Here is a 24,925-nt window from a genome sequence, read left to right on the forward strand (position 1 = left end):
TCCCCGCCGGTAACATACAGGCAACGCCCGCAAATCGGACACAGGTGCTGCGTTTTCATATATCTGAAGGGGATGCTGGACCTGTAGTGCCACAGCCTGGGTGTGACTTTGGAGTGGCAGCCTCCACATTTGACGGTAGTAGCCATATTTGATGATGTCGCGGGCGCCGACGGCCCCAAATCTAGTGGATATTGCCAATATACAAGCCAAGCCGGCATATGTCACTTATAGTTTGCTTTTAGACTCTTATAGTTTGTAGACTGTATAGTCCGTGTGACGGATGCTTAAAGGCTATGAAAAAGCCCGCCGCACACCTGTCTCCACGCGAAATCTTCGGTGGAAACTTGCGCCGGCTCCGCCGTCTAAAGGACCTGTCACAAGAAGACTTGGCGCTCGCTGCCGACTTGAGTCGCGTCTATGTCAGTGAAGTGGAGCGCGGCCTTAGAAACGTGTCGATAGACAATATGGCGCAGCTAGCCAATGCGCTCGGAGTAGAACTGAAGGAACTAGTCGACCCGGAAATGTTCCAGGCGATGCAAAAGAGAATCGCATAGGTTTGCGGCAGTGACGTCCATCCTCGATTGAGGGAGTCAGCAGCGACTCCACAACTCCATCCACATGAGACTACGCATCAGTAACCGCCGCCGGCCCGGCCTCGACGCTCAATCAGGCCATCTTGATGGCGATAGTTAATCAGATCAATAGATGACGATCTCCCAGCAAATTATGGCAAATTATGGGAAATTATGGCTGGAGACTAATTTGGCGGATTTTGAAAAATCAAGAACAAACATCATAACCCCGTGCAGATATCCGAATTTCTAATGGGGATCGGACCGAAATGTGCAATAGATGTCGCGTGGCAACAATTTCAAGGTTACCGCTCGAGGCAGCTTCTCCGTTTCGAGCTCAGCTGCCCCACTTAGCGTCGCCTACCAATTTGCCTTAGGCGGCGCCTGGTTAGACTCGACTATATGCTTCTTGCGCTCTTCCAATTCTCGGAAGGTATGCTGGAAGCCACCGGTCCACGCCGCCTCCCACTCTGTAGCCGTTGCCCCTAAAATCTTCGTCTCCGCAGTGAACACAGCCGGCGGCCTTGAAAAACGGTTTGTAATGAGGTGTAAAGCTTTCATGCCCGTCTCCATCAATGCACTTGATGCACTATTGCGGCCTCACGTGCGTGACCTCCGATGCCGCGATTGCACGTCGCGAAGGGTGCCTGAAATCCTGGCCGTTTTTGCTCTTCCATCAGTACCTTCGATGCGCTGACGGCACCCTGTTGGTGGTCCAGAATTCACTGCCGGTGCCAACCAGGTCAGCCGCGGGCGGTTTCTCCGGTGAGTTCCCTTTGATAACTTCCGTGCCTTGTGGCGTAGTCTCCGAGGGTGCCGCAGCCGCTTTAAAGACTGCAAGTTCCGCCGCACTGCCGGTTCGTCCATGACGTGCAAAGCTAACGTGAAAGACGCGTTTGGCGATCTCCACTGCCTTGGCCTCGTCCACAGTTAAACGGCGGTTCCCAAGGTCGAAGTTGAATTTTTTCCCATCCATATCAATCACTCTATATCCAATCCGATGTATGGGCAAGGAACAGCAGGATCTAGTCTCGTCGCTCCAATTGCCGTGCGACTGTGTCACAGGCCGATAGAACTGCCGACTGGTACTTGAGCCAAGTCGAGTCTATTATCGCAGGGCTGTTGAAACTGAGCATGGCCGAGCCTGGGGCAACCCGCTTCGCGGCGGAGGCCCCCCTGGGAGCCGACCGGCTACGAAAGGGCATCGCAGCGATGTCCGATGCAGCACGGGAGAACAGCCTGAGCGTGGCGAGGGCAATCTCGCACGAGGCAGCAACCTCATGGAAGGAAGCGCGCGGTACAGGCCAACTTGGAAGCATAACTTTGCCACTGCAAATTGGAAGCATATCCTTGCCAAACGGCCAGGTTATGGTTCCAGTTACAGAATATCACGTAAGTCATTGATTTTATTGGTGCGGCTGGCGGGGATCGAACCCACAACCCTTGGCTTCGGAGGCCAATACTCTATCCATTGAGCTACAGCCGCGTAGGAGGGAACTTCGGAGGTGACAGAAGGATACCGGGTTTCGTCTTGTGCGTCCATGAAAAGTGTCGCTTTTGCACCGTTCTGCATCCACAGGCAATCTTTTGAGACTATAATCGCCCGTTTGGCGAGCAATTGCGCTTCTACACCTGCATGCAAAACCGATAACGTAACGCCGACGCAAGTTTCGACATTTGTTTGTTATTAAGGAAATCATGAGCGACGCACACAACCACGAATCCGCCATCAGAACGCCAAAACAGCTCGCAGCAGCAGTGATCGGCTTCTTCCTCATCACTGTGCTGGGCATCGCCTTGCTGGTGCAATTCGTTACCGCAACTAAACTAACCGGCGCCGGGACGGAAAGCCAGTCGGCCGAAGCCATCGGCAAGCGCTTGCAGCCTGTGGCCGACGTGGGCTTTACGCTGAAGGATGCGAATGCGCCGAAAGTGCTGCAGTCGGGCGAAGCCATCTACACCTCCACCTGCGCGGCCTGCCATGGCGCCGGCGTGGCCGGTGCGCCTAAAGTGGGCGACAACGGCGCCTGGGGCGCCCGCCTGGCCCAGGGCCAGGACACGGTGGTCAAGCATGCGCTGGAAGGCCTGCGCGCCATGCCTGCCAAAGGCGGCAACCCGGATCTGGATGACGTGGAAGTGGCGCGCGCCGTGGTGTTTATGGCGAATAAATCGGGCGGCAAGCTGAAGGAGCCTGAAGTGCCGGCGGCTCCGGCTGCGGCAGCTCCTGCTGCGGCGCCCAAGGGCTAAGCACGCGGCGGGTTACGCTGCGCTAACCCGCCCTACGTTGTACCTATAGGCCCTGCGGTTTTGTACCGCGCAAAAAAAAACCGCTCGTCAGAGCGGTTTTTTTTATGCCTTACCAGATGATGACGCGCTCTTTGGGAGACAGGTACATCTTGTCGCCTTGCTTGACCTTGAAGGCTTCGTAGAAGCCCGGCTGGTTGCGCATGGTGCCGTTGGCGCGGAACTGGCCCGGCGAGTGCGGGTCGGTCTTGATGCGGGTGATCATTTCCGGATCGCGCATCTTGCTGCGCCATACTTGCGCAAAGCCCATGAAGAAGCGCTGGTCGCCCGTCAGGCCGTCGATCACTGGCGCCGGCTTGCCTTTCAGCGACAGCTTGTAGGCCTTGTAGGCGATCGCCACGCCGGAGTTGTCGGCGATGTTCTCGCCCAGCGTCAGCTCGCCGTTCACGTTGTAGCCGGGCAGCGGGCTGAAGGCGTTGTATTGCGCCACCAGGGCCTTGGTCTTGGCTTCGAAGTTCTTGTGGTCGGCGGCGCTCCACCAGTCGCGCAGATTGCCGTCGCCGTCGTACTGGGCGCCCTGGTCGTCGAAGCCGTGGCTGATCTCGTGGCCGATCACGGCGCCGATGCCGCCGTAGTTCACCGCGTCGTCCGCATTGGCGTCAAAGAACGGCGGCTGCAGGATGGCGGCCGGGAACACGATCTCGTTCATCTCCGGGTTGTAGTAGGCGTTCACGGTCTGCGGCGTCATGCCCCATTCGTCGCGGTCGATCGGCTTGCCCAGCTTGCTGATTTCCTTGTCGTAGTCGGCCTGGCGCGAACGCTGCACATTGCCCACCAGGTCGTCGCGCGTGACCACCAGCGCGGAGTAGTCGCGCCATTTGTTCGGGTAGCCGATCTTGGTGGTGAACTTGGCCAGCTTGGCTTGCGCCTGCTTCTTGGTGGCCGGGCTCATCCAGTCCAGCTTGTCGATGCTTTGCTTGTACGACACCAGCAGGTTCTTCACCAGCGCTTCCATGCGCGCCTTGCGCTCGGCCGGGAAGTGCTGCTCGACATAGACCTTGCCGACCGCTTCGCCCAGCGCGCCTTCCACCGCGCTCACGCCGCGTTTCCAGCGCGGACGCATTTCCTTGGCGCCGCTCAGCACGGTGCCGTAGAAGGCGAAGTTCTCGTCCACGAAAGCTTTCGACAGGTAGGCCGCGTTGGCGCGCACGGCGTGCCACTGGAAGTAGGCTTTCCAGGTGTCCAGCGGCGTGGCCGCCAGCAGCTCGCCAAAGCCCTTCAGATAGCTCGGCTGGCTGACGATGACGTAGTTCACCTTGCCGCTGATCTTCAGCGCGTCCAGGTAGGCGGTCCAGTCGAAGCCGGGGGTCAGCTCGCCCAGCTTGGCGGTGTCAATCTTGTTGTAGGCCTTGATCGGGTCGCGCAGTTCGACCTTGCTCCACTGGATCCTGGCCAGCTCGGTCTCCAGCGCCACGATGGCCTTGGCCTTGGCGGCGCCGTCCTTGTCGCCGGCCAGCGCCAGCATCTTGGCGATGTGCTGCTCGTACTTGGCCAGCGTGTCGGCCAGCTTGGCGTCGTCTTTTTTCAGGTAGTAGTCGCGGTCCGGCAGGCCCAGGCCGCTCTGGCTGAAGTCCACCACGTATTTGGTGGAGTCCTTGTTGTCCTGGTGGATGCCGAGGTCGACCGGGGCGCTGGCGCCGGTCTGGTTGTTGCTGGCGATCAGCGCGGGCAGCTGCTTCTTGTCGCTCAGCGCGGCGATGCGGGCCAGCTGGGCTTGCAGCGGCGCGGCGCCCAGCTGCTCCAGCCTGGCTTCATCCATATACGAGGCGTAGAAGGCGCCGATGCGCTGTTCGTCCGCGCCGGCGCTTTGCTTGGCGGCGGCGTTCTCGATAATGGCGCGCAGCTGCGGCTGGATGTCGTCGTGCAGCTTGGCGAAGCTGCCCCAGTTGGACTTGTCGGCCGGGATCTCGGTGGTGGCCAGCCATTTGCCGCTCAGGTGGGTGAAGAAGTCGTCCTGCGCGCGCACGGCGGGATCGATGTATTCCACGGCGATGCCGGAAGTCAGCTTGCCGCCGGTCGGGCTTTTGGCGGCGTCGGCGGCGCCGGCCAGGCCGGTTGCGCTGGCCAGCAAGGCCAGGGTTAATGCACTCAACAAATGTCGTTTCACAGCGATGCTTCCTCTCGATGTAGGTCTGGTTTTATGTCCGGCTCGTGACCGGGATTTTCACTCTAGCACAGAGCCTTGCGGCAGATAACAAAATGACCACAAGTAGTGGCCATTTTGTAGTTTCCGATTACTGAAGATTTACCAGATGATCACGCGCTGCGCCGGCGCCAGGTACATCGGGTCGCCTTCCTTCACGCCGAACGCTTCGTAGAAGCCGGGCTGGTTCTTCATGGTGCCGTTGGCGCGGAACTGGCCGGGCGAGTGCGGGTCGGTCTTGACCTGCTTGATCTGCGCTTCTTCGCGCATCTTGCTGCGCCATACCTGGCCGAAGCCCATGTAGAAGCGCTGCTCGCCGGTCAGGTTGTCGATCACCGGCGCAGGCTTGCCGCCCAGCGACAGCTTATAGGCCTTGTAGGCCACCGCCACGCCGGAGTTGTCGGCAATGTTCTCGCCCAGCGTCAGCGCGCCGTTGACGAAGTAGCCGGGCAGCGGGCTGTAGCTGTCGTACTGCTTGGTCAGCGCGTCGGCCTTGGCCTGGAAGTTGGCGCGGTCGCTGGCGCTCCACCAGTCGCGCAGGTTGCCGTCGCCGTCGGACTGGCTGCCCTTGTCGTCGAAGCCGTGGCTGATCTCGTGGCCGATGACGGCGCCGATGCCGCCGTAGTTCACCGCGTCGTCGGCGCGGGCGTCGAAGAACGGCGGCTGCAGGATGGCGGCCGGGAACACGATCTCATTGGTGGTGGAACGGTAGTAGGCGTTCACGGTCTGCGGCGTCATGCCCCATTCCTCGCGGTCCACCGGCGCGCCCAGCTTGGCCAGGTTGCGTTTGTAGCTGAACTCGGCGGCGCGGCGCATATTGCCGGCCAGGTCGCCGGAGACGACGCTCAGGCCGCTGTAGTCGCGCCATTTGTTCGGGTAGCCGATCTTGGTGGTGAACTTGGCCAGCTTGGCTTGCGCCTCGCGCTTGGTCTCGGGGCTCATCCAGTCCAGGTTGTCGATGCTGTCCTTGTAGGCGGCCATCAGGTTTTTCACCAGCGCTTCCATGCGCGCCTTGCGGTCGGCCGGGAAGTACTGCGCTACGTAGAGCTTGCCCAGGCCTTCGCCGATGGCGCCTTCCACCACGCGCACGCCGCTTTTCCAGCGCGGCTCCTGCACCGTCACGCCGTTGATGACGCCGCTGTAGAAGGCGAAGTCGGCGTCGGAGAAGGCCTTGCTCAGGTAAGGCGAGGCGTCGCGCAGCAGCTGCCACTCGAAGTAGGCCTTCCAGGTGTTCAGGTCGGTCGCTTCGGCCACTTTGGCAAAGCCGGCCAGGTAGCTCGGCTGGTTGACGATGATGGTGTCGGTCTTGGTGGCGATGCCGGCCTTGCCCAGCGCGTCCTTCCAGTCATAGCCCGGCGCCAGTTCGGCCAGCTTGGCGATTTCGGTCTTGTTGTAGCGCTTGACCGGGTCGCGGTTGTCGACCTTGGTCCACTGCACTTCGGCCAGCGCGGTTTCCAGCGCCATCACGGCTTTCGCATCCTCAGCGGCGTTCTTGTGGCCGGCCAGGGTCAGCAGTTTTTCAATGTGGGCGACGTATTTCTCGCGCACGGCGGCCAGGCGGGCGTCGTCCTTCTTCAGGTAGTAGTCGCGGTCCGGCAGGCCCAGGCCGCTTTGCGCGATGCTGGCGGCGTGCTGGGTGGAGTTGCGCGCGTCCTGGCTGACGTAGACGCCGTAAGGCACCGCCACGCCGATGCGGGTCAGGTGGGCGATCATGCCCGGCAGGGCCTTCTTGTCCTTCAGGCCGCGGATGGCGCTCAGCTCGCCGGCCAGGGGCTTGGTGCCCAGCTTTTCCAGCGCCGCTTCGTTCATATAGCTGGTGTACAGGTCGGCGATCTTCTGCGCCTCGGTGCCCTGCTTCTGCTTGGCCTTCTGCGTGTCTTCGATCAGGCCGCGCAGCTGCGGCAGCGTGTCGTCGCGCAGCTTGGCGAAGGAGCCCCAGCTCGACTTGTCGTCCGGGATCTTGGTCGCTTTCAGCCAGCCGCCGTTCAGGTGGGTAAAGAAGTCGTCCTGCGCGCGCACGCCGGCGTCGATGTACTGGGTGTCGATGCCCGAGATCGGAGCGGTCGACGGCGCAGGGTGGTCGCCCTCATGCGCGTAAGCTTGGGTTGCCATCAGACCGATGACCAGGGTGCTCAGCAAAGTACGTTTCATCAACTTCTCTCTCCTCGTTAGAATTTGGTTTCCAGGCGCGCGGTCCACACTCGGTAAGTGGGGTTGAGCGTCGTGGAACGTTGCGACAGGCCATTAGTGTAGACCAGGTTGCTGCCGGTGGCGTCGTCGGCCAGCAGGTTCGCCGCCGCCAGGCGCAGCTGCGTCAGCGCCGTCATTTTCCACAGCACATGCGCATCCACCACGCGCTTGCGGCTGCTCTCCACCGTCTGGCTCAGGCTGCTTTGCACGCGGATCGCCGGGGTCCAGTTGTAGCTGGCGCCCATGGACAGCGGCAAGTCCTTCATGCGGTAGTCCAGGCCCAGGTTGGCGGTCTGTTTCGGCTGCTGGTCCAGGCGGTTGTCCGGACCGGGCACGCCGTCCACGCGCGACCAGAAGCGGCTGTAGTTGCTGCGGAAATCAATCGCGGGGGCGTCGTCCATCAGCTCGGCGAGCTGGAACTTGGCCTCCAGCTCCACGCCCTTGGTGCGCGCGTGCGCCACGTTGCCCGGCGTGGACACCCAGCGCGGGCCGGCGCTGCCCGGCTTCAGGCTCAGCTCGCGGCGGATCAGGTTGTCGATGTCGCGCACGAAGCCGCTGGCGCTGACGATGCCGCTGCGGCCCAGGTAGTGTTCGAAAGCCATGTCCAGGCCGGTGGCCAGCTCGGGCTTCAGTTCCGGGTTGCCGGTGCGGTCCGGGCGCGTGGCGCTGTTCAGGCGCGACAGCACGGGCAAGGCGATCAGGTCCTGCACATTGGGCGATTTGTAGCTCTTGGTCAGGCTCATGCGCAGCTGGTCCTTGCCGGCGCCGGGGATGCGGTAGACGCCGTGCAGCAGCGGGCTGAACACGGAGCTGGTGTTGCTGACCGTGCCGGCGCTCCTATCGCTGGTGGTGCGGATGCCTTCCCAGCGCGCGCCCATGTACACGCCCCATTGCGGCGTGATGTCCCATTCGTCCTGCGCGAACACGGCCACGCGGCGGGTGTCGGCGGTCAGGTTGTCGCCCGAGTCGTCGAACTGCGCGTTGCCGTTCTTGTCGGTGCCCACCTTGGTTTGCTCGCGGCGGCTGGTTTCCACGTCCCAGCCGGCGGCCAGCAGATGGCCCTCGCCCAGCGGCGAGCTGTATTTGCCGCCGGTGTTGAAGCCGCGGTCGCGCGTGCTGTCGGTGTCGTGGAAGCGGTCCAGCAAAGCGCCGGCGCCGTTGAACTGATTGCGCACGGTATCGCTGTCGCGCTTGGCCAGGCCCAGGCCGAATTTCACGTCCAGCTTGGCCGCGCCCTGCAGCTTGTGCAGCCAGTTGCCAAAGCCGCGCAGCATGGTGGAGCTGGCGTGGCTCTGCGACAGCGCCAGGTTGTACTCGGGCGGCACGGCCCCGGCCAGCTGCGCCAGGTCGCTGCGGGCATCGGTGTCGCCACGGGTGGCCATGATGAAGGGCTGGAAGTTCAGCGTATCGCCGTTGCCGAACTTGTAGGACAGGCGCGGCGTCAGGTGCAGGTTCTCGCTGCTGCCGCTGCTGTGCTCTTCCACGTGCTGCAGCTTGACGACGTCGCCGTCGTCCTCGGTGTCGCTGATGACGGACTCGCCCAGGTCCTTCTGGCGGTTCTTGCTCAGGCTGGCGGACAGGGTATAGGTCAGGCTGCCCACCTTGCCCGGCACGGTGATGGACACGTTGGGCGTGTGCAGATTGCGCTCGTAGCTGTCGGCCAGCTTGAGCTGGATGTCGCGCTGCTGGTAGCCGTCGCGCAGGATCACGTTGATGGTGCCGGCAATCGCGCGGGTGCTGTTCTCGGCCACCGGGCCGCGCATCACTTCCACGCGCTCCACCTGGTCCGGCGACAGCGACTCGAGCGAAAAGCCGGCCGGCGCGCGCTCGCCGTTGAGCAGGATCTGCGTGTAGCCGCTGCCCAGGCCGCGCATGCGCACGTCGCCGCCCCGGCCGGGACGTCCGCCGCCCAAGGTCACGCCGGGCAGGCGCTTGAGCACCTCGCCCAGGGTGGTGTCGCCGTTGCGGTCCAGCTCCTCGCGGCCGAAGACCTGCTTGCCGGCGGTGGAGTTGCGGCGCTCGGCCATGTCGTCCTGGCGGCCGCCGCTGATGGTGACTTTCTGGATGTCCTTGCTGTCTTCCTTGGCGGGCTGGACTCTGTCCTGGGTTTTTTCCTGGGCCTCGGCGCTGAAGTGGGCGCCGATTAAAGCCAGGCAGGCGAGGGGAATCAATTTACGCATGCCTGCATTTTAAGCGGCGGCAACAGCCGCCGTCCCCGCCGGCGGCCGCTTTTTACTTTTCGATACATGCCATACAACAGCAGGGCCGCCAGACTCCTCCCTAGCGGCCGCCGGGGCCGCCCTGCCCGCCCATGCCGCCGCCCATGCCGCCCTTGCCCTTGTGGCCGCCGCGCCCTTCGCCGCCGCCCTCTTTCGGCCGTTCGCCGCGCTCGCCGCCGCCGCCTTCCACCCGCTGCATCTGCTCGGCCAGGAACACCGCCACCTGCTTGCGCTGGGTTTCATCCAGGGCATCATTAACATCCAGCCACCATGCGCGCAGCTGCTTTTCCTCCGCCGCCGACGCGGCCGCCTCCGCCTCCACGCCGCCGGCCAGGTCGCGCAGCTCCACGTCCTTGCCGTCCAGCGCCGGGCGCAGCGCGGCCTGCATGCGTTCGCGGCGCGACTTGCGCTCGCGCAGCAAGGCCTTGGTGCGGCTCTCGGTCTGCTGCCACAGCGTGGCCTGGTTGGTGGTCAGGTTCAGCTCCTTGCGGAAGTCGGACGCCATGGCCAGCAAATCCTCGGCGCGCATCTCCATGACCGGCACCGCAAAAGAAGGCAGGGCAAAAGCCAGCGCGCTGGTAAGCAGCAGGCCGCGCGCGTAGTTGGAAATGAGGTTGCGTGTCATCGGGTCTCCGGGCAAAAAAAAGCCTACGCAGGGTGCGCAGGCCAAAAAACCACTACAGGGTTGAGAAGAACTACCAACCCAGTGTAGGCCGCAGCTTGGGGCTCTTCCCGGACTCTTACAATTCCTTACGGTCGTGAACGCGGCCTTAACAGAGCGGATAAAAGGGCAATATTGGCGGCCTATCATGCTGTGGTGTAAAACGCCGTAAAGACGAGATAAATTACGGACGAGCTACGCAGCTTGCCGGAAATCAGGTTTATACTGTTTTTGCGCGCAGTAGGATGACTGCGGCAGCTAGACACAGGTGAAACATGGGCAAGAAACTCAAAAATACCGGGCTGGTTGGCCTGGGTGTCGTCGCCGGCATTGCCGTCTCCCTGCAGTTCTCCGCCATGGCCCAGCGGCCTGCCGACCCGGCGCTGCCGCTGGAGGAACTGCGCCAGCTGGCCGACGTGTTCGGCCTCATCAAGTCCGACTACGTGGAAGCGGTGGAGGACAAAAAGCTGCTGACCGAGGCCATTACCGGCATGGTCGCCTCGCTCGATCCGCACTCGGCCTACCTCGATAAGAAAGCCTACGCCGAACTGCGCGAAGGCTCGCAGGGCAAGTTCGTCGGCCTGGGCATCGAGATCGGGCAGAGCGAAGACGGCTACATCAAGATCGTGGCCCCGATCGAGGATTCGCCGGCCTACCGCGCCGGCATCAAGGCGGGCGACCTGATCACCCGGCTCGACACCACCCCGGTCAAAGGCCTGAGCCTGGACGACTCGGTGAAGAAGATGCGCGGCGAGCCGCACACCAAGGTGTCGCTGACCATATTGCGCAAGGACGAGCCGGAACCGCTGGTGTTCCACATCACGCGCGAAGAAATCGTGCAGAAAAGCGTGAAGGCGAAAATCGTCGAACCGGGCTACGCCTGGCTGCGCGTGGCGCAGTTCCAGGAGCCCACGGTGGACGACCTGGCCGCCAAGATCACCGAACTGTACAAGCAGGATCCCAATATCAAGGGCCTGGTGCTGGACCTGCGCAACGATCCGGGCGGCGTGCTGCAAGGCGCCATCGGCGTGGCGGCGGCCTTCCTGCCGAAGGACGCGGCCATCGTCTCGACCAACGGCCAGCTGCCTGACTCGCGCCAGACCTTCTACGGCCGTCCCGAGTTCTACGCGCTGCGCAGCGAAGGCGACGCCCTGTCCAAGCTGCCGGCGGCGATCAAGAACGTGCCGATGGCGGTGCTGGTGAACACCGGTTCCGCCTCCGCCTCCGAAATCGTGGCCGGCGCGCTGCAGGACTACAAGCGCGCCACCATCATCGGCAGCCAGACCTTCGGCAAGGGCTCGGTGCAGACCATACGCCAGCTCACCGCCGACACCGCCGTCAAGCTGACCACGGCGCGCTACTACACGCCGAACGGCCGCTCCATCCAGGCCAAGGGCATCACGCCGGAACTGCTGGTGGACGAAAACGCCGACGGCGACGGCCTGAACGCGCTGCGCATGCGCGAAGCGGACCTGGTCAAGCACCTGTCCAACGACCGCGAGCAGGAAGCGGCCAAGAGCAAGCGCGACGAAGCGGAGGAACAGCTGCGCATACTGGCGGCCGAGCGCAAGCGCAAGCCGCTGGAATACGGCAGCGGCGAGGACTTCCAGCTGCAGCAGGCGCTGAACCATCTGAAAGGCCTGCCGGTGCAGCTGGCCAAGCAGGAATCGAAGCTGGTGCAGGTGGTGGACCCGGCCGCCAAGGACCCCATGCGAAAATAAAGTCCGTTTCCACGGCAATCCGGCAAGCTGCGGCGCCCTTGGGGCGCCGTTCTTCATTTTTAGTACGAGCGTTCGTGTAGAATTTCTCCAATAAAAAGGCGACAGCCCTATCCACAAGAGAAAGATTGAAGAATATGAAACAAGTCGTCATCAGCGGCACCGGCCTGTACACGCCACCGAACTCCATCAGCAATGAAGAACTGGTGGCCTGCTTCAACGCCTACGTCGAGCAGTTCAACGCGGACAACGCGGGCGCCATCGAAGCGGGCACGGTGGCGGCGCTGGAAGCGTCCAGCGTGGCCTTCATAGAAAAAGCGTCCGGCATCAAGTCGCGCTACGTGATGGAAAAGGAAGGCATCCTCGATCCCAAGCGCATGGTGTCGCGCATTGCCGAGCGCGCGGATGACGAGCTGTCGCTGCAGGCCGAAATCTGCGTGGCCGCCGCGCAGCAGGCGCTGGACCGCGCCGGGCGCAGCGCCGCCGACATCGACATGGTGCTGGTGGCCTGCTCCAATATGCAGCGCGCCTACCCGGCCATGGCGGTGGAAGTGCAGCAGGCGCTGAATATCGACGGCTACGGCTTCGACATGAACGTGGCCTGCTCCTCGGCCACCTTCGGCATCCAGCAGGCGGTGGCGGCGGTGCAAAGCGGCCAGGCGCGCGCGGTGCTGGTGCTCAACCCCGAAATCACCAGCGGCCACCTGAACTGGCGCGACCGCGACAGCCACTTCATCTTCGGCGACGCCTGCACCGCCATCGTGATCGAAGCCAAAGACGCGGCGGTGTCGAAGCACCAGTTCGAGATCCTGGACACCAAGCTCAAGACCAGCTTCTCCAACAACATCCGCAACAACTTCGGTTTCCTGAACCGCTTCGACGAAGCGGGCGCGGGCCAGCCGGACAAGCTGTTCAAGCAGCAGGGCCGCAAGGTGTTCAAGGACGTATGCCCGATGGCGGCCGAGATGATCAAGGACAGCATCGCGCGCGCCGGGCTGGAAGTGCCGCAGGTGAGCCGCTACTGGCTGCACCAGGCCAACCTCAACATGAATCTGCTGATCAGCCGCTTGATACTGGGCCGCGAGGCCGAGCCGGGCGAAGCGCCGGTGATCCTGGACAGCTACGCCAACACCTCGTCGGCCGGCTCCATCATCGCCTTCCACAAGCACCAGGACGACCTGCCGCAAGGCGCGCTGGGCGTGATCTGCTCCTTCGGCGCCGGCTACTCCATCGGCGCGGTGGTGGTGCGCAAGCTGTAATCTCCTCCCCTCCCCGCAGCGGCGCCTTCCGCGCCGCTGCTCCGGCATGTGCTACCCTTGGGCTGATAACTCACCCTCACAGGAGCCCCGCACGCATGCCCCACGACATTCCCCTGATCACCACCATCGCCGCCGCCCTCGGATTCGGGCTGGTATTCGGCTTCATCGCCACGCGCCTGAAACTGCCTGCGCTGGTAGGCTACCTGGCCGCCGGCATCCTGATCGGCCCCGCCACGCCGGGCTTCGCGGCCGATACGGTGCTGGCCGGGCAGCTGGCGGAGATCGGCGTGATGCTGATGATGTTCGGCGTCGGCCTGCATTTTTCGCTGGACGACCTGTGGGAAGTGCGGCGCATCGCCTTGCCGGGCGCGGTGCTGCAGATCGCGGCGGCCACCGGCATGGGCATGGCGCTGTCGCACTGGTGGGGCTGGAGCATAGGCGGCGGACTGGTGTTCGGCCTGGCGCTGTCCGTGGCCAGCACCGTGGTGCTGCTGCGCGCGCTCGAGGAGCGCGGCATCCTCGATTCCTTCAACGGCCGCATCGCGGTCGGCTGGCTGGTGGTGGAGGACCTGGTCACCGTGCTGGTGCTGGTGCTGCTGCCGCCGCTGGCGTCCTCGCTGGGCGGCGTGGCGCCTGATGACGGCCACGGCGTGGCCGATGCCGCAGTGCCGTTATGGCAGACGCTGGCCATCACCTTCGGCAAGGTGGGCGGCTTCATCGCCTTCATGATGCTGATCGGCCGCAAGCTCTTCCCCTGGCTGCTGTGGCAGGTGGCGCGCACCAATTCGCGCGAGCTGTTTACGCTGTGCGTGATCGCGGCCGCCGTCGGCATCGCCTACGGCGCCACCAAGCTGTTCGGCATCTCCTTTGCGCTGGGCGCCTTCTTCGCCGGCATGGTGCTGCGCGAGTCGGAACTGAGCCACCGCGCGGCCGAGGAGTCGCTGCCGCTGCGCGACGCGTTCGCCGTGCTGTTCTTTGTCTCGGTGGGCATGCTGTTCGAGCCGTCCATCGTCACCGAGCAGCCGCTGAAGCTGCTGGCGGTGGTGGCCATCATCGTGTTCGGCAAATCGATCGCCGCCTATCTGCTGGTGATCGTGCTGCGCTATCCGCTGCGCACGGCGCTGACGGTGTCGGCCAGCCTGGCGCAGATCGGCGAGTTCTCCTTCATCCTGGCGGCGCTGGGCATTTCGCTCAAGCTGATGCCGCACGAGGGCCAGAGCCTGATACTTGCCGGCGCCATCATTTCGATTGCGCTCAACCCGCTGGTGTTCGCGGCGGTGAAACCGCTGGAGCGCTGGTTCGGCCGCAACGGCGGCCTGGCCGCCAAGTTCGACCGCAGCGCCGACCCGCTGGCCGAGCTGCCGATGTCGGTGCCGCAGGAGCATCTGCACGACCAGGTGGTGCTGGTCGGCTATGGCCGCGTGGGCCGGCGCATCGCCGCCATGCTGGCCGCCAAGGGCATACCCTACGTGGTGGCGGAGCAGAACCGCGAAGTGGTGGACCAGCTGCGCAAGGACGGCATCCCCGCCGTGGCGGGCAACGCGGGCGAGCCGGCGGTGCTGATCCAGGCCCACATCGCGCGCGCCCGCATGCTGGTGATCGCCACGCCGGACACCTTCCACGTGCGCAGCATGGTGGAGACGGCGCGCGCGCTCAACCCCGGCATCAAGACCGTGGTGCGCACGCATAGCGAAGAAGAGGCGGAACTGCTGAGCAAGGAACGCGCCGGCAAGATCTTTATCGGCGAGCACGAACTGGCCAACGGCATGGCCGAATTCGTGCTGGAGGATTTCGCCCAGCCGCGCGCGCACAACACGCATTGAGCCTGGTGGATTAGAGGCTCACTGCCAGCTCGGCGCCTTCCTTGATGGCGCGCTTGGCGTCCAGCTCGGAGGCCAGGGCGGCGCCGCCGATCTTGTGGAAGCGCGGACTACCGCCATCCGGGGCCTGGCCTTCCGGCGGCATCAGCTCGGCCAGGCTGTCCTGGCCGGCGCAGATGACGACGTTGTCCACCGCCAGCAGGCGCTCGCCTCCGTCGACCGTGATGTGCAGGCCGTGGTCGTCGATCTTGTTGTACTGCACCCCCGCCAGCATCACCACGCCGTTGCGCGCCAGGACCGCGCGATGCACCCAGCCCGAGGTCTTGCCCAGGCCTGCGCCCAGCTTGCTGGTCTTGCGCTGCAGCAGGTAGAGCTGGCGCACAGGCTCCTCCGCGTACGGCGCCACCAGGCCGCCGCCGGTGGTGGCTTTCAGGTCCACGCCCCATTCCCTGGTCCAGCTTTCCACCGCCAGCGGCAGCGGCTTGCCCGTGTCGTGCAGCAGGTATTCGCCGACGTCGAAACCGATGCCGCCGGCGCCGATGATGGCGACCCGCTTGCCGACCGGCTTCTTGTGCGCCAGCACGTCCAGGTAGGACAGCACTTTCGGATGGTCTATGCCTTCGATAGGCGGCTTGCGCATCTTGATGCCGGTGGCGACGATCACGTCGTCGTAGCCGCCCGCCTGCAGCGCTTCGCGCGTGACGCGCTGGCCCAGCTGCAGGTTCACGCCGGTCAGCTCCAGCTTGCGCCTGAAGTAGCGGATGGTCTCGGCGAATTCTTCCTTGCCCGGGATCTGCATGGCGACCTTGAACTGGCCGCCTATGCTGTCGCTGGAGTCGAACAGGGTGACGTCGTGCCCGCATTCGGCGGCCACCGTGGCGGCCGACAGGCCGGCCGGACCGGCGCCCACCACCGCCACCTTGCGGCGCTTGGCGGCGGGCTTGTAGACCAGCTCCGTCTCGTGGCAGGCGCGCGGGTTGACCAGGCAGCTGGCGCGCTTGTTGGAGAAGGTGTGGTCCAGGCAGGCCTGGTTGCAGCCGATGCAGGTGTTGATTTCGTCGGTGCGCCCGGCCGCCGCCTTCACGACGAACTCGGGGTCGGCCAGGAAGGGGCGCGCCATCGAGACCATGTCGGCGTCGCCGCGCGCGATGATGTCTTCCGCTTCGCCCGGCATGTTGATGCGGTTCGAGGCCACCACGGGTATCGTCACTTCGCGCCGCAGCCGGCCCGCCACGCTGGCGAACGCGGCGCGCGGCACCGAGGTGACGATGGTGGGCACGCGCGCTTCGTGCCAGCCTATGCCGGTGTTCAAAATGGTCACGCCGGCGTGCTGCAGCTCCTTGGCCACGGCCAGCACGTCGTCCCAGGTGTTGCCGCCGTCGACCAGGTCGAGCAGCGAATGGCGGTACATGATGATGAAGTCCGGCCCCACGGCGGCGCGGATGCGCTTGACGATTTCCACCGGCAGCCGCATGCGGTTCTCGATGCTGCCGCCCCAGCGGTCGGTGCGCAGATTGGTGCGCGCGCACAGGAACTGGTTCAGCAGGTAGCCTTCGCTGCCCATCACTTCCACGCCGTCGTAGCCGGCCTTCCTGGCCAGTTTGGCGCAGCGCGCGTAGTCGCGGATGGTGGCCTGGATGCCGGCCTCGCTCAGCGCGCGCGGCTTGAACGGCGAGATCGGCGATTTGCGGTCGGAGGCGGACACCACGAAAGGCTGGTAGCCGTAGCGGCCCGCGTGCAGGATCTGCATCAGGATCTTGCCGCCCTCTTCGTGCACCGCGCTGGTGACCTTGCGGTGGTTGGGCACGTCGCCCAGGAAGTTGAGCGTGCCGCCGAAGGGCAGCAGCCAGCCGGAGCGGTTGGGCGAGATGCCGCCGGTGACGATCAGCCCCACGCCGCCCCTGGCGCGCTCCCTGTAGAACGCGGCCAGCTTGCCGTAGTTGTAGAAGCGGTCTTCCAGGCCGGTGTGCATCGAGCCCATGATGACGCGGTTGCGCAGCGTGGTGAAACCGAGGTCCAGCGGGGCCAGCAGATGAGGGTAGCTTGGAGTTGTCATTGTGATTATTGGTAGCGTTGACCGTTGCATGCAAGATAGTCTTGCATTAGAGCGGTTTTCTTTAGACCAATGTTACTAAAATGCCCTCCGGCGCCACGTAAATACTTATTTTGTAAGCGTATTGTGCCGTGCTTGTATTCTGCCATCACTTCCCTTACGCTGGAACAATGAAGTCATTGTTTGCCATTTTGCTATTCAGCATTTCTGCGCCGCTACTCGCGCAGGCGCCCAAGCTTGAGCTGCCGAAACTGGAAGTTTCCGTGGCGCGGGTGACGCAGGACGCGCTGCACCTGTACGAGGTGGACGCCAGCGGCACCGTGCAGGCGCCCATCGCCACCGTCTGGAAGACGCTGACGACCTATGAGCGGATGAATGAGTTCGTGCCGGACATGGCGTCCTGCCGGGTGCTGTCGCGCAATGGGAATGAGGTCATCATTGAACAATTTGGCACGGCGCGCTTCCTGTTCATGTCCAAGTCCATCCACCTGATCGTGCGCGCCACGGAAACGCCGATGACGAGCATAGACATCGCCCTGATTTCGGGCGATATGAAGCATTACGAGTCACGCTGGGAGCTGTTCCCGCTGCCGGACGGCGGGACCAAGGTGGTCTACAGCGGCAAGCTGGTGCCGAACTTCTATGTGCCCGGGCTGCTGGGCACGAACATCATCCGCGGCGACATCGAGCGCATGATGGGCGCCGTGCTGGCGCGCATCGACAAGCCGGAAGTGGCGGCGGGCCGCAACTAGGCGGGCCGCCGCGCGGACGGGCGCTTACTGCGCCGCGTAGTCCGGGCCGCGCAGTTCGGCGAACTGCTCGATGCTGCCGATCTTGATCATCACCGAATTGAGGCTCAGGTTGGCCTGCATGGCGCGCCAGGCGAATTGCCATTCGCGCTCGTGCTTCTCGGCCGCGGTCTTGGTGAAGGCCGCGCCCAGGGCGGCGCGGTGGCCGTATTCCACGGCGCCGTCGATGCCGGCCCAGCTGGGCAGCGCGCGCTGCACCGCGCGGTGGATGCGCTCGCCGAATTCTTCGGTGTTGTGTATCACCAGGCAGGCGTCCGCCGTGAACAGGTCGAACAGCTTGCGGTCCCAGGCCTTGGAGAAGCTCAGCGTCAGGCAGCTGGAAGCCGGGTGCAGGATGAACTGGCCTTGCGTCAGGGCCAGTTCCAGGTCGCTGCGCTCGCCGTAGCGGTACAGGGTGGGGGGGCGTTGATAGTCGTGCATGGTGCTCTGTTTCTTATGTTGGCGGGCGCATGTGGCGGTGCGCGCGCATGGAGGCGGAGGCGATGAAGATCTCCCGCAGCAGGTAGACGAAGCTGGTGATCAGGCCCAGCATGGCCAGCACGAACAGGCCGGCGATGTATTTGTCCAGCGTGACGTTGGTGGTGTCGCCGACGAAGAGCATGGCGATCACCAGGCAAATCAGCAGGCCGCAGCCGGTGGAGGAGCCGATCGATACGTTGATCAGGTGCGAGCGCCGGTACAGCACGTCCAGCTCGTTGAGGTAGCTGTCGTTGTAGCCGACGTCGAGCCGGTCTTCCAGCACGCGCGAGCGGTCTATGATGCGCGCCAGGCGGTTGGTCAGCACCATCAGGTTGGTGCAGACGCCCGTGAGCAGGAAGACCGGCGCAATCGCCAGTTGGATGATGTGTCCTATATCGCCGACTTGTATATTCATTGCGTGTGTGTGCGCTTGCAGGGTCCAGACGCTAGTGTAACAGGCCGGGCGGCCTTATTCGAAGCCGCGCAGGCGCTTGAACTGCTCGGTGGCGGCCACCAGCGCGGCCGCAATGCCGCGCTCCATGGCGCCGTGGCCGGCGTCCGGTATCATCTTCATCACCGAGCCGGGCCAGGCTTTGTGCAGCTTCCAGGCCGACACCGGCGGGCAGATCACGTCGTAGCGGCCCTGCACGATCACGGCCGGCAGGTGGGCGATCTTGTCCACATTGCGCAGCAGCTGCTCGTCCTCGAAGAAGCCCAGGTTGGCCATGTAGTGCGATTCCAGGCGGCCCACGCCCAGGTCCATCGCGTCCGACGCGGCTTCCTCGGGCTGCGGCAGCAGGAACACGCGGCGGCCTTCGAAGCGGCTCCAGGCGCGCGCCGCCGGCCAGTACACGGCCGGATCGTCGCTCATGATGCGCTTGACGTAGGCCTGCAGCAGGTCGCCGCGCTCTTCGGCCGGGATGGGCGCCACGAATTCGTCGTACACGTCCGGGTGGAACCAGCGCGAGCCTTCCAGGAAGAAGTCGATCTCGGGCTGGGTGCACAGGAAGATCCCGCGCAGCACGAAGCCCAGGCAGCGTTCGGGGTGCGCCTGGCCGTAAGCCAGCGCCAGCGTGGAGCCCCAGGAGCCGCCGAACACCAGCCACTGTTCGATGCTGAACATGGCGCGCAGGCGCTCGATGTCCTCGATCAGCAGCTGGGTGGTGTTGTTGCGGCACTCGCCCACCGGGGTGGACTTGCCCGCGCCGCGCTGGTCGAACAGGATGACGCGGTACTGCTGCGGGTCGAAGAAGCGGCGGTGCGCGGGCGACAGGCCGGCGCCCGGGCCGCCGTGCAGGAACAGCACCGGTATGCCGTTCGGGTTGCCCACCTCCTCCCAGTAGATGGTGTGCAGCGCGTCGACGGCCAGCATGCCGTGGCGCAGCGGCGCGATGGCGGGGAACAGGGAGGGATTCGAATCAGGCATGGCTGTCTTTCAGAAGAAGGTGTTGACCGCGTAGCGCACAGTATACGCATCGTCGGCCACCAGCAGCAGCGGCCATTTGTCGAAGGTGGTGCAGGGATGGGAAATGCCGCAGCCGACCAGGTCCCCCACTTTCAGCGCCTGGCACAGCGCGTCGCCTTCCGGCAGGCGCAGGTAGGCGTGCTGGTCGTTCATTTTCTCGATGCGGCAGCCGGGCGGCAAGATGGCCGGGGCCGGGACGAGATCCGTGCCGCCGTCCGCTGCGGGGCGGTGCTGGTACAGCGGGATGGGCAGCTCCTGGTCATACGAGGCGTCGCGCTTGCCCATGCTGAGGATGGCCAGCGTGGGCTCGGGACGCGAAGTGACCATGCTCCACACTTCCAGCGCGGGACGCAGGCCGTCGGCGGCGTGTTCGCGCGCGCTGATGTCGTGGGTCAGGTCCTGGTAGGAGCCGTGGTCGTTGGTCAGGTAGCAGCCGCTGCGCAGCACCGGCAGCACGGGGCGCGACAGGCCGGTCAGCCCGGCGAAGCCGTGCGCCACCAGGTCGAAATAGGCGGAGCCGCCGGCCGAGAGCAGAATCTGCGCGCCGCCGAACAGCTTTTTGCCGTCCGCCTGGCGCACCAGCGCGGCCAGCTGGGACACGAAGGCGCGCACCGCTTCCACGCTGGCGGCGCGGTCATGCCCTTGCAGCAGGCCTTCATAGCCTTCGATGCCGGCCAGCTGCAGGCCGGGCGCGCGGGCGACTTTCTGCGCCACGGCCATCGCTTCGGCGGGCGTGCGGCAGCCGGCGCGCTTGCCGGGCAGGCCCAGCTCCACCAGCAGCGGCAGGGGGCGCGCCAGCCCGGCCTCGGCCACGCCGCGCGCCAGGCGCTGCACGCCCTCCTCGGAATCGACCAGGGCGTAGAACTCGAAGGCGGGATCGTCCTTCATCAGCGCCAGCATGGCGCGGATGTCGGCCGGGGCCACCAGCTGGTTAGCCAGCAGCACGCGCCGCACGCCGAAACGGTAGGCGATCTGCACTTGGGCGGCGGTGGCCAGCGTCATGCCCCAGGCGCCGTTGGCCAGCTGGGCGCCGAACAGCTGCGGGCTCATGGTGGTTTTGCCATGCGGCGCCAGCACCGCGCCGTAGCGCTCGCAGAAGCGGCGCATCCAGTCCAGGTTGTGCAGCAGCGCGGATTCCTTCAGCAGCGCAACGGGGTAGCTGGTGTCGCCGCGCAGCACATTCCAGCGCTGCACGGGGATGGCGCCCTGGCGCAGCGGTTCGGTCAGCGGCAGGCCTTTGACGCCGGGCTGCAGCATTTGTTCGGCCAGGCTGTCCAGCGCCAGGCCGCCTTCGGGCAAGTGTCTATCCATGAGCTTTTAGCAGACTGTTGAAATGAAAGTAATTGATTATTGACAATTGTTTTATTGACATTCAGAAAAGCTGATGTAGATTACATCAGACATAGGAATTGTCCTACAACCGAGGAAAAACATGCGAGTGAAAAAGATAACGTGCGCCGTAATTGCGGCAACGGCATTGTCGGGTTGTGCAGGTCTTCAGAACTATATGTACCAAGGCTATTCGGCGGACAGCCTGACGAAAAATGCCGGAAAAACATACTCGGATCTCACCACCAGCTTGCAAAAACCCAGTGAGGGCAACCTGCCCTTGCTTGAAAAAGACTGCTTCGAAGCCACCGTCGCCGATGCTGATGTCAAAAAATGCACGACGCAGCGCAATCAGGCCGTGTCCGCGCTAGTCATCGCCTCATCGGAACTCTGCATGGCGCACCGCCGTAGCATCTACGGAAACGAAGCAGCGTGGAATCTCACCTTTGGCACAATGACCAATCTGTTCGCCGGCGCGGCCTCCGTCGTCACGGTCGAAAAAACAAAATCTATCCTCGCAGCGCTCGCCTTGTTCTCCAATTCAGAACGCTCGCTGATCAATGAAACCGTCTACAAACAAATGCTGGTGACGGCCGTCGACAAAAAAATTAATGAAATGCGCGATACGCGCTCCACCACGATCTATACCTCGCTAAAGCTCGACGTCAAACAGTATACCGTCCCGGAAGCGCTGCGCGACGTGATTAACCTTCATTACTCCTGCTCGTTCATGGAAGGCCTGCAGAAAGCATTGGACGAAGGCACGGCAGGTGGAACGACGCAAAAAATCCTGCGCCTGAAAGCCACGCTGCTATCGCTAAACAACGAACTTGCCATTGCACAGATGCAATCCGCAGAAATCCAGAAACAGAAAGCGTCCTACATCACGGGATTGGGCGACCGTATCAAAGCCGTCAACGCGGCGCTGGCAACCGAGGAAGCCAAATAAAATGCGACGGGGGCAGATGCTGCGATACTGCGTTGCGCTCTGCGGCACGGCATTCATGGCAGCCTGCACCTCGCCCATGAGCCGCTATGCCGGCAACGATCCGGCTATGGTGTACGCTACCGTAAAGGACGCAGCCATCCAAGATGAACGGGTAGCCTTCCGGGCTGTTTTTTGCCACTTGATGCGTGCTGCGGGCAACCCTTCCTGCAATTCCTGGCTACGCCAGTTTGCCGACGAATCAACTGCCGTGCCCGCCAGCGCGCCTGCGCCGCTGAAACCCAGCGTGGACATTGTCATCGTTACCGGCATCTTCGGCCAGTGCCTGCCCTCAGTACCGGCATTTGGCGATGCCACAGCACGCCTGCGTAGCCTCGGCTACGCCGTCAGCTACGCTCCCGTGCGCGGCCGCGCCGGTTCGGATGAGAACGGGGAAATCATCCGCCAGCATATAGCGCAGCAGCGGCTGCAGAGTCCAGCCCGGCGCGTTGCCATCATCAGCTACTCCAAGGGAACGGCAGACACCATGGCCGCCCTGGCAAACCACCCCGAGCTGGCAGACCAGGTTGCAGCCGTCGTCAGCGTGGCGGGCGCCGTCAACGGATCGCCGCTGGCGGACAATCTGGGTGGCTTGTACGAGGCAACACTGGCTAAGCTCCCCTATCCGCATTGCGAGGCAGGTGACGGCAGCGAGATGCGCAGCATTAGCAGGGAGTACCGGCTGGAGTGGCTGAGCAGGCACACCCTGCCGCGCCAGCCCCGCTATTTCTCCATCGTCGCTGCACCCGACAGCGAGCACGTCTCGGCTATCTTCATGGGCATGCATGCCGAACTGGGGCAGATAGATCCCCGCAACGATGGCCAGCTGCTGCATTCCGACGCCATTCTTCCCCGCAGCACGCTGCTCGGCTATGCCAACGCCGACCACTTCGGCGTGGCTCTGCCCTTCGATTCCCATGCCCCCGTCCTTTCCAGCACCATCATCAACCGCAACCCCTACCCCCGTGCGGAAATGCTGGAGGCATCAATGCACTTCGTAGAGCGCGCGCTGGCTGCAAAAACACACTAGCTGCACGCCGCGCATGGCCAACCTGATGAGGAGTCCGAAATGACGTTGCGAACCCTGGGTCTGATCGCATTCGCGGCATGCAGCAATTCCGCCTGGAGCTTTGAAAGCTGGGAACACAAACAACTGGGCAATCTGGCGTACCACTTGGCGGCAACCATCCACTGCGAGCAGCAGCTCAATGACACACCTATCTGCCAGCACAGCGTGCCCGTCTCCAACGGCAAGAACCGGTGGCTCTACGATCCCATACAAAATGATTCCTCGAACAGCAAAGAAAAGGAGCTGGAGGAAATCTCCTACGGCGACATCGTCATGTGCGTCGACTCCTTCCTGAGCCCTGAGAAGCTGCTTGCCGGCCGTGAGCGCAGCCTGATCAACAAGGGGAAAGGCAAGCAACAGGAAAAGCTGGCCGAGGAAATTGACACCAACGTGAATGAGGCCAACCTGTTGTTTCCCACCAGTGCACAGGAACTGGACATCGAATACAAGAGCCGCTGCAAGGATAGCCTGCTGGGCAATCTCGAAGGCATACGCGCCATGCACGTCAACCACACCCATTTTCAGGCCGAGCTCCTGGTATCGCAGCGTAAGAACCATCTTCTGGCCCTATCGATGCGCACCATGGAGGACAACCTGTTCAGCGCGCTGGTCATGAATGCCGTCTCCGACCATTTTTTGCAGGACAGCTTCGCTCCCGGCCACATCACGACCTGGCGCAACCGCCTGACCGACCTGGCCGCCAATGCGTACCACGACAAGATCAACCGCGACAGCTGGGACGTGCAGATCGACCCGGATGCCTGGGCCCCGATTATCAGGACCAAGAACGTGCCGCATGCCAAGGTCAGCCTGGCGCAGGATGTGCTGACCAAGTTGCAGAGCAAGGAATTCAGAAACGACCGGCGGGCGGAGGCTTTCTTTGTGATGCTCCATCCTGACTGCAAAGGCAACTGCCTCAGCGCCCTGCCGCCCGTCAGTGAGCGTTGGGCCGCGATGCAGGAACTGGTTGCCCAGCTTGAAGGCAAGCGCGGCGCGAACATTAAACTGAAGCTGCGTGGCGATGCCTATCTGTGGGGACGCGAACACGACCGGCAGCGCATGGCCATGCTGATACTGCAAGTCAGGTCCATCCTGGACGTCCTTCAGAGCAGCAGCAAGCACAAGGATGCGGATTCGGAAACCGTGGAAGTGGTGGATTCGTTCAGGCAAAACTCGTGGACATGGTCCTATGTGGAGGCCGAGCGGCGCGAGCGCGCCGACACGAACAACAACTGGCTCCGCAAGATCAACCTGGCCCCGTCGCAACTCTATGCCCACGTAGGGCCGGTACGTTACGACATGCCGCATACCAGCGACGACATGTCCGGCAGCGAGGCCAAAAAATATGTCAACTACCGCGATATGGACACGATCTACGGTGTCAGCGGCGGCGCCGACAATATGGCATTCGGCGATGCGCAAACCCGGTATCTGCTTACCCTGGAAGCAGTCGTGGCAGGCCATGCGAAACCCGACAAGAGCAGCCAGAACTGGGCCGTGACCGCCGGCATACAGCCCTACATCAGCAGCAACTTCAAGGGTGCCGGGCTGATCAGCCGTTTGGTCGCCACCTGGCCGGAAATCGAAACATCGGTCAGCATTCCGTTCCGCATGCTGCATATCAAACCGCGAGCCGGCAAGAGCGAGTGGCGGCCCTCGCTAGGCCTGAGGCTCGACGTCGGCTTCACCAGCTTCCTCACCTTCTATCTGCAGACCAACTGGGACGCCGCCGCCCAGCTGAATGGCAGCATCCGCTCCGGCCCCTCGCTGGGAGCGGGAGTACAGCTGGCGGCCCCGGAATGCCGCGCGCTCCTGATCAAGGCATTTCTGTGCAACTGAAAGAAGGAAAAACGGCCCGATCGCCTGGACG

At 63.6% G+C, this 24,925-nt stretch carries 19 protein-coding genes and 1 tRNA gene; 9 read left to right on the forward strand and 11 right to left on the reverse strand.

Annotation, left to right across the window (positions count from 1 at the left end):
• The first annotated feature begins 293 nt into the window (after nucleotides 1–293).
• On the forward strand, nucleotides 294–554 hold the full coding sequence (locus AC07S4_RS17720) for a helix-turn-helix domain-containing protein (protein ID WP_494987915.1): 261 nt from the start codon (nucleotides 294–296) through the stop codon (nucleotides 552–554).
• Between the two features lie 694 nt (nucleotides 555–1,248).
• Here AC07S4_RS17720 and AC07S4_RS17725 read toward each other — a convergent pair.
• Nucleotides 1,249–1,557, reverse strand: a complete 309-nt coding sequence (locus AC07S4_RS17725; RefSeq protein ID WP_494987916.1) for a hypothetical protein — start codon at nucleotides 1,555–1,557, stop codon at nucleotides 1,249–1,251.
• 425 nt (nucleotides 1,558–1,982) lie between these two features.
• Nucleotides 1,983–2,058 (reverse strand) — tRNA-Arg (locus AC07S4_RS17730).
• A 212-nt stretch (nucleotides 2,059–2,270) separates the two neighbouring features.
• Here AC07S4_RS17730 and AC07S4_RS17735 point away from each other — a divergent pair.
• On the forward strand, nucleotides 2,271–2,819 hold the full coding sequence (locus AC07S4_RS17735; RefSeq protein ID WP_494987917.1) for a c-type cytochrome: 549 nt from the start codon (nucleotides 2,271–2,273) through the stop codon (nucleotides 2,817–2,819).
• A 109-nt stretch (nucleotides 2,820–2,928) separates the two neighbouring features.
• Here the strand turns inward: AC07S4_RS17735 and AC07S4_RS17740 are convergent, their stop codons facing one another.
• The 4 genes from AC07S4_RS17740 to AC07S4_RS17755 form a co-directional block, all read right to left on the reverse strand.
• A complete protein-coding gene (locus AC07S4_RS17740; RefSeq protein ID WP_494987918.1) occupies nucleotides 2,929–4,971 on the reverse strand; it encodes a M13 family metallopeptidase in 2,043 nt (680 codons plus the stop codon).
• Nucleotides 4,972–5,121: 150 nt separating this feature from the next.
• A complete protein-coding gene (locus AC07S4_RS17745; protein ID WP_494987919.1) occupies nucleotides 5,122–7,170 on the reverse strand; it encodes a M13 family metallopeptidase in 2,049 nt (682 codons plus the stop codon).
• A gap of 17 nt (nucleotides 7,171–7,187) precedes the next feature.
• Nucleotides 7,188–9,389 carry a TonB-dependent receptor plug domain-containing protein gene (locus tag AC07S4_RS17750; protein ID WP_494987920.1) on the reverse strand — a complete coding sequence of 734 codons (2,202 nt, stop codon included), beginning with the start codon at nucleotides 9,387–9,389 and terminating at the stop codon, nucleotides 7,188–7,190.
• 100 nt (nucleotides 9,390–9,489) lie between these two features.
• Nucleotides 9,490–10,053 (reverse strand): hypothetical protein, encoded by a 564-nt coding sequence (locus AC07S4_RS17755; RefSeq protein WP_494987921.1) that lies wholly within the window; start codon nucleotides 10,051–10,053, stop codon nucleotides 9,490–9,492.
• 311 nt (nucleotides 10,054–10,364) lie between these two features.
• On the opposite strand from AC07S4_RS17755, the gene AC07S4_RS17760 reads away from it, so the two are divergent.
• The 3 genes from AC07S4_RS17760 (at nucleotide 10,365) to AC07S4_RS17770 (ending at nucleotide 14,889) form a co-directional block, all read left to right on the forward strand.
• Nucleotides 10,365–11,810: a S41 family peptidase gene (locus tag AC07S4_RS17760; protein ID WP_494987922.1), complete on the forward strand. Its 1,446-nt coding sequence runs from the start codon at nucleotides 10,365–10,367 to the stop codon at nucleotides 11,808–11,810.
• A 134-nt stretch (nucleotides 11,811–11,944) separates the two neighbouring features.
• Entirely contained in the window at nucleotides 11,945–13,066 is a 1,122-nt protein-coding gene (locus AC07S4_RS17765) for a beta-ketoacyl-ACP synthase III (RefSeq protein WP_494987923.1), read from the forward strand.
• A 95-nt stretch (nucleotides 13,067–13,161) separates the two neighbouring features.
• Complete coding sequence (locus AC07S4_RS17770; RefSeq protein WP_494987924.1) at nucleotides 13,162–14,889, forward strand: cation:proton antiporter domain-containing protein; 1,728 nt, start codon at nucleotides 13,162–13,164, stop codon at nucleotides 14,887–14,889.
• 10 nt (nucleotides 14,890–14,899) lie between these two features.
• Here AC07S4_RS17770 and AC07S4_RS17775 read toward each other — a convergent pair whose 3' ends face one another.
• On the reverse strand, nucleotides 14,900–16,942 hold the full coding sequence (locus tag AC07S4_RS17775) for a 2,4-dienoyl-CoA reductase FMN-binding domain-containing protein (RefSeq protein WP_494987925.1): 2,043 nt from the start codon (nucleotides 16,940–16,942) through the stop codon (nucleotides 14,900–14,902).
• Between the two features lie 167 nt (nucleotides 16,943–17,109).
• On the opposite strand from AC07S4_RS17775, the gene AC07S4_RS17780 reads away from it, so the two are divergent.
• Nucleotides 17,110–17,691 (forward strand): SRPBCC family protein, encoded by a 582-nt coding sequence (locus AC07S4_RS17780; protein WP_494987926.1) that lies wholly within the window; start codon nucleotides 17,110–17,112, stop codon nucleotides 17,689–17,691.
• Between the two features lie 24 nt (nucleotides 17,692–17,715).
• Here AC07S4_RS17780 and AC07S4_RS17785 read toward each other — a convergent pair whose 3' ends face one another.
• The 4 genes from AC07S4_RS17785 to AC07S4_RS17800 are packed head-to-tail and all read right to left on the reverse strand — an operon-like array spanning nucleotide 17,716 to nucleotide 20,983.
• Complete coding sequence (locus AC07S4_RS17785; protein ID WP_494987927.1) at nucleotides 17,716–18,168, reverse strand: hypothetical protein; 453 nt, start codon at nucleotides 18,166–18,168, stop codon at nucleotides 17,716–17,718.
• A 13-nt stretch (nucleotides 18,169–18,181) separates the two neighbouring features.
• Nucleotides 18,182–18,622 (reverse strand): DUF2721 domain-containing protein, encoded by a 441-nt coding sequence (locus tag AC07S4_RS17790; RefSeq protein WP_494987928.1) that lies wholly within the window; start codon nucleotides 18,620–18,622, stop codon nucleotides 18,182–18,184.
• Nucleotides 18,623–18,676: 54 nt separating this feature from the next.
• The gene (gene pip / locus AC07S4_RS17795; protein WP_494987929.1) at nucleotides 18,677–19,633 is read right to left on the reverse strand and encodes a prolyl aminopeptidase; all 957 of its coding nucleotides are present in this window, start codon (nucleotides 19,631–19,633) and stop codon (nucleotides 18,677–18,679) included.
• Between the two features lie 9 nt (nucleotides 19,634–19,642).
• Nucleotides 19,643–20,983 carry an amino acid deaminase gene (locus tag AC07S4_RS17800; RefSeq protein ID WP_494987930.1) on the reverse strand — a complete coding sequence of 447 codons (1,341 nt, stop codon included), beginning with the start codon at nucleotides 20,981–20,983 and terminating at the stop codon, nucleotides 19,643–19,645.
• 121 nt (nucleotides 20,984–21,104) lie between these two features.
• Between AC07S4_RS17800 and AC07S4_RS17805 the strand changes: the two genes are divergently transcribed.
• The 3 genes from AC07S4_RS17805 to AC07S4_RS17815 all read left to right on the forward strand — a co-directional run bounded on the left by AC07S4_RS17805 (nucleotide 21,105) and on the right by AC07S4_RS17815 (nucleotide 24,894).
• A complete protein-coding gene (locus AC07S4_RS17805) occupies nucleotides 21,105–21,950 on the forward strand; it encodes a hypothetical protein (protein WP_494987931.1) in 846 nt (281 codons plus the stop codon).
• 76 nt (nucleotides 21,951–22,026) lie between these two features.
• Nucleotides 22,027–23,016 (forward strand): esterase/lipase family protein, encoded by a 990-nt coding sequence (locus AC07S4_RS17810; RefSeq protein WP_494987932.1) that lies wholly within the window; start codon nucleotides 22,027–22,029, stop codon nucleotides 23,014–23,016.
• A 39-nt stretch (nucleotides 23,017–23,055) separates the two neighbouring features.
• On the forward strand, nucleotides 23,056–24,894 hold the full coding sequence (locus tag AC07S4_RS17815) for a hypothetical protein (RefSeq protein ID WP_494987933.1): 1,839 nt from the start codon (nucleotides 23,056–23,058) through the stop codon (nucleotides 24,892–24,894).
• Nucleotides 24,895–24,925: the final 31 nt, after the last annotated feature.

The organism is Pseudoduganella sp. GW821-FHT05F09 (assembly GCF_059419605.1).